At 62.2% G+C, this 8091-nt stretch carries 11 protein-coding genes; 10 read left to right on the forward strand and 1 reads right to left on the reverse strand.

Annotated elements, in window-relative coordinates; all coding sequences use genetic code 11:
* Positions 1-174 precede the first annotated feature (174 nt).
* From AC1RQG_RS27560 to AC1RQG_RS27575, 4 genes are all read left to right on the forward strand, one after another.
* On the forward strand, positions 175-1410 hold the full coding sequence (locus AC1RQG_RS27560) for a type II secretion system protein GspD (protein ID WP_493136559.1): 1236 nt from the start codon (positions 175-177) through the stop codon (positions 1408-1410).
* 68 nt (positions 1411-1478) lie between these two features.
* On the forward strand, positions 1479-1733 hold the full coding sequence (locus AC1RQG_RS27565; protein ID WP_493136561.1) for a hypothetical protein: 255 nt from the start codon (positions 1479-1481) through the stop codon (positions 1731-1733).
* Positions 1721-1966, forward strand: coding sequence for a hypothetical protein (locus tag AC1RQG_RS27570; RefSeq protein WP_493136563.1), 246 nt, complete (start codon positions 1721-1723; stop codon positions 1964-1966). The genes AC1RQG_RS27565 and AC1RQG_RS27570 overlap by 13 nt, the downstream gene beginning before the upstream one ends.
* A gap of 519 nt (positions 1967-2485) precedes the next feature.
* Entirely contained in the window at positions 2486-3808 is a 1323-nt protein-coding gene (locus tag AC1RQG_RS27575) for a hypothetical protein (protein ID WP_493136566.1), read from the forward strand.
* 23 nt (positions 3809-3831) lie between these two features.
* On the opposite strand, the gene AC1RQG_RS27580 is transcribed toward AC1RQG_RS27575, so the two are convergent.
* Entirely contained in the window at positions 3832-4107 is a 276-nt protein-coding gene (locus AC1RQG_RS27580; protein ID WP_493136569.1) for a helix-turn-helix domain-containing protein, read from the reverse strand.
* 119 nt (positions 4108-4226) lie between these two features.
* Between AC1RQG_RS27580 and AC1RQG_RS27585 the strand changes: the two genes are divergently transcribed.
* From AC1RQG_RS27585 to AC1RQG_RS27610, 6 genes are all read left to right on the forward strand, one after another.
* On the forward strand, positions 4227-4571 hold the full coding sequence (locus AC1RQG_RS27585; protein ID WP_493136572.1) for a hypothetical protein: 345 nt from the start codon (positions 4227-4229) through the stop codon (positions 4569-4571).
* A gap of 2 nt (positions 4572-4573) precedes the next feature.
* A complete protein-coding gene (locus AC1RQG_RS27590) occupies positions 4574-4834 on the forward strand; it encodes a hypothetical protein (protein ID WP_493136574.1) in 261 nt (86 codons plus the stop codon).
* A gap of 53 nt (positions 4835-4887) precedes the next feature.
* Positions 4888-5109: a hypothetical protein gene (locus tag AC1RQG_RS27595; RefSeq protein WP_493136577.1), complete on the forward strand. Its 222-nt coding sequence runs from the start codon at positions 4888-4890 to the stop codon at positions 5107-5109.
* A gap of 158 nt (positions 5110-5267) precedes the next feature.
* The gene (locus AC1RQG_RS27600) at positions 5268-6800 is read left to right on the forward strand and encodes a hypothetical protein (protein ID WP_493136579.1); all 1533 of its coding nucleotides are present in this window, start codon (positions 5268-5270) and stop codon (positions 6798-6800) included.
* 10 nt (positions 6801-6810) lie between these two features.
* On the forward strand, positions 6811-7098 hold the full coding sequence (locus AC1RQG_RS27605) for a DUF2523 family protein (RefSeq protein ID WP_493136581.1): 288 nt from the start codon (positions 6811-6813) through the stop codon (positions 7096-7098).
* Between the two features lie 2 nt (positions 7099-7100).
* The coding region (locus AC1RQG_RS27610; protein WP_493136583.1) for a zonular occludens toxin domain-containing protein at positions 7101-8091 on the forward strand (991 nt) is incomplete at its 3' end.

Raw genomic sequence — 8091 nt, forward strand, 5'->3', positions numbered from 1 at the left:
GGCCGGGCGCGTGCGCTGGGTGTCGCCGCTCGGCTTCACATACAACGGTCGCGCCATGACCGGCAGCGTCGACGGCGAGACCGTCTCGTACTTCTCCGGTGGCGGTTCGACCGGGGCATTCCTTCCACCGCCGCCGCCCCAGCAGGCAGCGCCCAACACCGCAGGTTCCCCGAAATGATCCGTTTTCTCGTCGCAGCGCTGCTTTTCCTTTCCCTGTCGTCGTCCCGCGCCGACGACTATCGCGGGTTCAGCTTCAACCTGCATTCGGTCAAGGTGTCGGAGGTCGTCGCCATCATCTTCGGCGAGGCGCTCAAGTCGCCGTTCGTGCTGTCGCCGGACGTGCTGAACGACCAGCGCCTTGTGTCTTTCCGCTTCGGCGACCCCAAGGACGCGCGCCCCTCGGTGATCCGTTTCCTCGACTCGCTCGGCTATGAGGTTGACCGTCGCGGCGGGATCGATTTCGTGGCGCTCAAGAAGCTCGAGGCGGTGTCTGAGAAGGAGAAGGACGTGTTCATCTATCACCCGCTTTTCCGCGACGTGTCGTACCTCGCGGACATCCTGCGTCCCCTCACGTCGGGGCAGTTCACCGTCAACCGGCAGATTTCCGGCCCCGACCTGACCAAGTCGGACAAGCCAGTGCAGCCGGGCTCCCCGGCGTCTCTCATCGACCGGGACTCGGACACGCTCGTGTGGCAGGGGCCGACCGTGGAGATCGCGCGCTTGCAGAAGTTGCTCGCCCAGGTGGACGTGGCACTCGGCGAGGTGATGGTGCGCGGCGTGGTCTACGAGGTCACCAGCTCCGACAAGGAGGCGAGCGCGTTCCAGATCGCGGCCAGCGTCTTGGGCGGCAAGGTGTCTGCGGGGCTCTCCACGGCGTCCACGGCCCTTGACTCGTTCGTGAGGGTCAAGACGGCCAGCATCGACGCTGTGCTGTCCCTGCTGGCCTCTGACGGGCGTTTCAAGGTCGTTAGCTCTCCGTCGATCCGCGTGAAGTCCGGGCGGCAGGCTCGGTTTACCGCTGGTCAGGAGGTGCCGGTTCTCGGCGCGCTGTCGTATCCGAACGGCGCGGGGCAGGCCGTGCAGTCTGTCGAATACCGTTCCAGCGGTGTGATTTTCGATCTGTCGCCCAAGGTGCGCGGCGGCGTGATCGATCTCGACGTTTCGCAGCAGCTTTCCGACTTCGTGCAGACCACGACGGGCGTGAACGGCTCGCCGACCCTGACCAAGCGCGAGGTCAAGACTGCGCTGTCGTTGCAGGACGGCGAGATCGTCGTCATCGGCGGTCTGACCCAGTCCAAGGACTCGACGGCCCGCACCGGGTTTTCGTTCCTTCCAGCCTCGATGCGCAGCACGTCGAAGGACAACAGCCAGTCGGAGATTCTTTTGATCTTGCAGGTAACAAAATTATGATATTGCTTGCACAAAAACAGGTTTTTGTTTATACTAGAACCTTCTAATGTGCAAACAAGGAGTTTGAAATGAAAGCTGACGGTTTCGAGCAATTCACCATGGCGCAGGCCAAGCGCGATTTTTCAATCGGCTACATGACGTACTTCGCTATCGTGCGCGCGGCGATGGGCGAGGGCTGGAACGTGATCCTCAAGGCTGGGACCAACCGTGGCCCGCTGGTCGATGCTCGGGGCGGCGCTCCGCGCAACTTCAAGACGCTCGACGCTGCCATCGTCGCCATCGAAAAGATCGGCTTCAAGGTGGAGGGCCTATGCATGCATTGAGCGGCGACGACGCGCTGCCGGTCGGTTGGTACACATTGGCCGACGGCAGGCGCTTCTACGGCATGAACGAGTTCGAGATGAACGCCTTCGCCCGCGAGGGGTGGCGCTTGCAGCAGATCGCCGACGTGCGTCTTGCGATCAGGCTCGATGCGTTGCGCAAGTCGTCCGGCGTCCGCGAGTTTTCCTATGTGTCGCAGTCCGCGACGGTGCAGTACGGGCTTTTTGGCTCTTAATCCTTGGAGGTGTTATGAAATTTCTTTTGTGGCTGGGCGAGCAGGGCGAGGGCGCTATCGTGGGCTTCACGATCATGCTGGTGATGGTTGTTGTCTTTGGTAGCTTCGCCTGGTCGTTTTTTTTCTGATGGCGATCATCTGCTACACCGGCAAGCCCGGCGCGGGAATGAGTTTCGTTTCTTTGCAGACGATTTTCGAACGGTCGGTCAGCGGAAAAGGGGGCGATTTGAGGCCCGCTAGGGCTGGAGCGAAGCGGAACCCCCTTGCATCATGGGCGGATGTAGGAGCGTTTTGGCCGGTCGTCCCGGCCAGCGACGATCCGATCCACGACGCGACGCTCGATCATCCATTGACGTAATGTCAGCGCGCATTTACATTGTTGGAGTTTTTCCGGGGGAAATATCCCTTTTGAGCCGCAAAGCGATAAAAGTCGCGGGCAAGAAAAAGGGCCGATGTGAGAGTCGGCCCCGGTAAAGCATCCTTTTTCAACCGCTCAGTCAAAGCAGGAGTCCGCAAATCGTGCACGAAATTTCGAAGGAAGTCAAGCTGAGCGCAAGCTCGGCCCCGGCCAGCGGGCGCACCGCCCGCAGCGGAGCGAGGACGGAGCGCACCGCGCCGGGGCCAGCGCAGCGCCTTGGTAACAACACGAAATCACGGGCCGCTTTTAGGGCCGAAATTGATGAAAATACCGGGGAATATCAAGGGTTTACGCTCGATCCTGTGCGGCGCGAATACGTGCAGGAAAAGGACCAGTCGGCGGCGATCTCCACGGCACGGAGCGCCCGGTTCTCGGCGCAAACGAGCGCTTCAAAGTTGTTATTTAATCATCTAACTCCGCGAGACACGCAGTGGCGCGTCACCGGCTGCTCCCGCCGCAAAATCTCCGACAACGTCGCCGTGCTGTACGCGCCCAGCATCAAGAAGGCGCACTTCGGCGGCTTGATGATCTGCGGCTCGGTCTGGACCTGCCCGCCCTGCGCTGCCAAGATCAGCGAGCGGCGCAAGCTGGAGATCAAGAAGGCGACCGACCTTCACCGTCAGGCCGGGGGCGCGCTGTACATGATCACGCACACCTTTTCGCACCAGCGCACCGACGTGCTGTCGCCGATGCTCAAGGCGTTCTCCAAGGCCTTCCAGTACATGCGCGCCCAGCGCGGCTACAAGAACCTCAAGCTTGAGATGGGCTACGTCGGCGACATCCGCGCCCGCGAGGTGACCTATGGCGACGCCAACGGGTTCCACCCCCACGAGCACGACCTGTGGCTCGTCGCCGATCCGCTCACTCGCAAGCAGCAGCGCAAGCTCGCCTCGGTGCTGTTCTCGTTGTGGGCGAAAGCCTGTTTCGTCTGCGGCCTCGCCGCCCCCAACCGCAAGCGCGGTGTCGATGTCAAGGAGATGGAAAGCGCCGACGAGTACATGGCGAAATTCGGGCGTGAGGCCAAGTGGGGCGTGGCTTCGGAGCTCACCAAGCAGCACGTCAAGACCGGTAAGGCCGGGTCGATGTCGCCGTTTGATCTCCTGCGCGCCTACGAGTCCGGCGAGAAGCGTTTCGGCCCGTTGTTCATCCAGTTCGCCGAGGCCTTTTTCGGCAAGAGCCAGTTGATCTGGTCGGACGGCTTGAAGAAGATTTTCGGGGTCGGCGAGAAGACCGACGAGGAGATCGCCAACGAACAGGCCGAGGATGCCCAGGCTGTGATTCTGATGGACGCCTTCGAGTGGCGGACGATCCTCAAGCAGCCGCACGACGTTCGCGCGCTGATCCTCGACCTCGCAGAGAACGGCGGTTTCGACGCCGTCCGCCTGTACCTCGACCGGCTAACGCGCGACGAGTGTCCGTTCTGAACGGTATAAATCGTTTATATCGTTTAGTCCCTTCTGTACTCGTTGTAGCACTCGCGCCAAAACAGCTTTTCGTGCTCGGTCGTGGCCTGCTCGGCCATCGTCGCGCTGATCGTCTCCATCGGGTGCAGGTGCAGCAGCTTCGATATCTTGACCGCGACGAACACGCTCATGTTCGCGCCGCCCCGGTACTGGCTCACGGCCTGCCGCGTGATGCCTATGTGACGCGATAGCTGGTTGTCATTCTTGACTTCCGGGAAAACTTGCATCACCTCGTCAAGGTAGTTCTTCGTTGTTTTCATCATAAAATGTTAAAAGGGATTGACAGTTCTTTCCATGTTGCACTATATTTGCGCCAGCCGGTAGGTACTGCGTGACTTCCGGCCTCACTCGATCTCACGCGCATTTTAAGGGCAATATCATGGCAGACCGTGCATTAATTCTTTCCGCAGATCACTACACCATCACCGACGAAAAAACCGGCGTTGTCAATGAGCTTTACCAAGTGTGGTACTGCAACGACTACCGCGAGGCGTCCGAGACGGAGATGGGCTGCAAGCCTATCAAGATTCTGACCACCCCGGAGATTTTCCAACAACTGCGCGCGGTCGAGCTCCCTTCGCTGTTCGACCTCGACGTGCGCTCGCGTCCGGGCAAGGCCAACGCCGCCGCGCTGACCGTGGTCGGCTTCCGCTTCGTGTCCACCCCGGCGCTGTTCGACTCGGTCGCCCCCGCCGCCGCCAAGACGCCCGCCAAGGCCGCTTGATCATGGCGACCGGCTCCGTGCAAACGATCCTTGTGTGCGTGCCTTCGGGCTCCACGCAATCGCCATGCCCTTCCGGCACGGCGGTTTCCACTGTGCAGGGCTATGTCATCGACGCATCGCAGCAGTCGAGCTTCGAGGCCTCCGTCGCGCCGTTCGACTATGGCGCTGCCGTCGGCATCTGGTCGTTCGCCTTCACCTTCGTGATCATGTGCTATATGACCGCGCACGGTGTCGGCGTCGTCCTCAAACGCATCAAAAATTAGTTTCGCTGGACCGGCCGGGCGGTTTCCCGGCATCACCTGAAAGGCAATAAAAAATGAAGCAATCGTTCAAAAAAATCGGCGCTCTGGCCTCCGTCGGCGCTGTCGCCCTGTCCGCTGGCACCGCGCATGCCGCGATTGACCTGAGCACCATCACCGGCGCTTTCACCGCGACCGACGTTGCCGCTGGCGTTCTGTCGGTCGGCGCTGTGCTGGCGGTCGTGTACGTCACGATCAAGGCGGCCAAGACCGTGCTGGGCATGATTCGCGGCGGCTAATCCCGGCGTTGTCTGCTGAACGGGGGAGCGGCGCAGGCTGTTCCCCCATTTTTTTTGTGGAGAATTTTATGACGATTAACGACCTCTGGTACTTGTTCATGTTCGCGTTCGGCATCGTCTGCGGCTGGGCTGTCGTAACCGGTCTGAAAGGGTAGAGCATGAAGCGCAAGAGTCTTTTCCTGCTGCTGGTCTTGGCGTTCGGCCAGACCCAAGTTTTGGCGGCTGTGCCTCCCACGGCCACCGCAGTCACCGTGGCCGGTCGTAACAGCGTCGGCGAGACGATCATGTATATGCCGACCACCACGTACAGGGTGATCGACGTGACGGACGCGCCCATCGGCATCTCCAGTTCGACGCCCTTGTACCAGAATGCGCAGGGCATGACCGCGAGTCTGGTCGTGGCTGACAAGTTGCAGCGCGCCGGGTACAGTCCGAGCGATCCGCGTGTCGGGCTCACCATCGAGATGGTGCAGGAAAAGGTTCTTGGCATCGCCGGGGGAACCGCGACTTCCGCCGTGGGTGGCGGTGCCGCCGTTCTCGCCGCCGCTGCCGTTGCTGGCGGTCCCGTCACCTGGGCGGCGCTGGGCATGGGCGCGCTGGTCGGCGCTGCTGGCTACCTCGCCAGTCAGGCGGTCGGCTTCGTCGTTGACGGTATCAAGTACCTTCTCGATCCCGCGACGGGCAAGGCCGTTCCGGCCAGCGGCGGCGGCGATCCGTCCACGCCAGCGTCGAACGGCGACACCAAGTTCTGGGGCAACACGTACAACGGCCTGCTCGTTCAGGGTTCCGACATCGACGGCGTCGGCAAGGCCATCGCCATGTACGGCGACTGCGGCGCGTACACCTGTAGTTATCCAACGCTGGTGTGGAACCAGAACCCGACCACGCACACCGGCACGAATCCGACGATCTACACGTTCAGCGGCTATTGGTCGATGTCCGGGTCGCAGCAGACGTGGCCGCGCGGCGCTACGGTCTACGGCAATACGGTCGGGCCTAGCGGCACGCCCGCCTACACCGCGCCGCCTCCCGCTGGGGCTACACCCAAGGACGCCGACACGCTGGGCAAGAACATGCCGGACGCCGACAAGGGCAAGCCGATGGACCCCGCCGCGCTCGCCGAGGCGATCAAGGCCGCGATCAAGTCGTTGCAGGCCGACCCGGCGACTAAGGACAAGATTTTGCCGGTGCCGAACATCACCAGCGACGACGTGACCGGCATCTATGGTCAGAACCCGGGCATCGTGCCGCGCGGCATTCAGGCGACGGACCCGGTCGCCAAGCCCACGGTCACGTCCAACCCGTCGAGCCCGGTATCTACCGCGCCGGGCGGCTCCACGGCTCCCGGCCCCGGTGGCGTCGTCGCGCCACAGCCAACGACCACCACGCCTACTGCAGAGCGTCCGGCAGTCGATCTGGGTGTCGATCCGAAGATCGGGTCGCCGACCTTGGAGGCGACCCCGACCGCCGCGTCGATCCTCGATCCAGTGTTCAACATGATGCCGTCGCTGAAGACGTTCGTCATGCCGCAGCACGCCTCGGAGTGCCCGAAGCCGACGTTTGCCGTCTTCAACAAGCAGATCGTCATGGACGGCCATTGCACGTTGTTCGACGGCGTTAGGTCGCAGCTGTACGCGGCGATGATGGTCGCTTGGATACTGGTCGCCCTGTTCATCATCCTGTCCGCATAAGGAGTCATCCATGTTTGGCATCGTCCTATCCGCCCTCAACGTCGCGCTGGGCTTCCTCGTCCGTAGCGTCCTGCTCAAGTTCGTCGTGTTCTCGGCGCTGTACTTCATCACGACCGAGTTTATCCAGCTGCTCGTTAGCCGCTTGCCGACCGGCGGCGACATCACCAGCGCTTTCACCGGGATCGGCGCTGGCGTCTGGTACTACCTCGACCTGTTCGCCTTCGGGCAGGGCTTCCCGATCGTCCTTAGCGCCGTCGTCACGCGCTTCATCATCCGGCGCTTGCCGGTGATCGGCTGATCATGCCGATCAATGCGTACACCGGCCTTATGGGCAGCGGCAAGTCGTTCGAGTGCGTCACCAGCGTGATCGTTCCGGCCATCGCCAAGGGCCGTCGCGTCGTCACCAACGTTGACGGCATCGACGGGGAGGCCATCAGGGCGTATGTCCACGAGAAGCAGGGCATCGCCTTGGACAAGCTGGGGCAGGTGGTCCACTGCTCCAACGACGACGTTTTCAAGGCCGACTTCCTGCCGCACGGTGAGGCCGCGGTGGTAACCTTCGTGCAGCCCGGCGACATCGTCTGCATCGACGAGGCTTGGCGCTTCTGGGGGACCGGTAACAAGATCCTCAAGGAGCACGCGGTGTTCTTCCGCGAGCATCGACACTACGTCGATCCGGTGTCGAAAGTCTCTTGCGACCTCGTGTTGATGGTGCAGGACATCGGCGACCTGAACCGCGTGCTCAAGGTCGTTGTTGAGCTCTCGTTCAGGACCACGAAGATCAAGAGCCTCGGCCTTAACAAGGTCTACCGCGTCGAGATGTGGGAGGGCTACAAGCAGACCGCCAAGGCCCGCGTGGCGGTGCAGAGCAAGAAGTACGACAAGGACATCTTCCCCCTGTACTCGTCGTACGTCGGCGGCGAGGGCAACGAGGTGCGCGTTGACGACCGGCAGAACATTCTGCGCAATCCGGCCCTGTGGGGCATGGTCGCCGGGATCGCGGTGGTCGGCGTCCTCGGCTTTTGGGGCGTGAAGCACTTCTTCGACCCTGACCGGTTCAAGAAGGACGGCGCGTCGTCTGCCTCTGTCGCTTCACCTGGTGGCGCCGGCCAAACAGTGGTGCCGGTCGCGCGGCCCAAGGTTTTCTCCGACGAGTGGCGGGTTTCCGGCATGGTCACGCTGGGCGAAAACTCCTATGTTGCGCTGGTCAATCAGGCCGGGCGCGTGCGCTGGGTGTCGCCGCTCGGCTTCACATACAACGGTCGCGCCATGACCGGCAGCGTCGACGGCG

It is taken from the genome of Rugamonas sp. GW822-FHT03B10 (assembly GCF_058801745.1).

Bases quoted from the DNA above. Each gene is read 5' to 3' on its own strand.
- AC1RQG_RS27605 (WP_493136581.1), top strand. From the start codon at position 6,811: ATGTTTGGCATCGTCCTATCCGCCCTCAACGTCGCGCTGGGCTTCCTC.
- AC1RQG_RS27570 (WP_493136563.1), top strand. From the start codon at position 1,721: ATGCATGCATTGAGCGGCGACGACGCGCTGCCGGTCGGTTGGTACACA.
- AC1RQG_RS27590 (WP_493136574.1), top strand. From the start codon at position 4,574: ATGGCGACCGGCTCCGTGCAAACGATCCTTGTGTGCGTGCCTTCGGGC.
- AC1RQG_RS27585 (WP_493136572.1), top strand. From the start codon at position 4,227: ATGGCAGACCGTGCATTAATTCTTTCCGCAGATCACTACACCATCACC.
- AC1RQG_RS27580 (WP_493136569.1), bottom strand. From the start codon at position 4,107: ATGAAAACAACGAAGAACTACCTTGACGAGGTGATGCAAGTTTTCCCG.
- AC1RQG_RS27565 (WP_493136561.1), top strand. From the start codon at position 1,479: ATGAAAGCTGACGGTTTCGAGCAATTCACCATGGCGCAGGCCAAGCGC.
- AC1RQG_RS27560 (WP_493136559.1), top strand. From the start codon at position 175: ATGATCCGTTTTCTCGTCGCAGCGCTGCTTTTCCTTTCCCTGTCGTCG.
- AC1RQG_RS27600 (WP_493136579.1), top strand. From the start codon at position 5,268: ATGAAGCGCAAGAGTCTTTTCCTGCTGCTGGTCTTGGCGTTCGGCCAG.
- AC1RQG_RS27595 (WP_493136577.1), top strand. From the start codon at position 4,888: ATGAAGCAATCGTTCAAAAAAATCGGCGCTCTGGCCTCCGTCGGCGCT.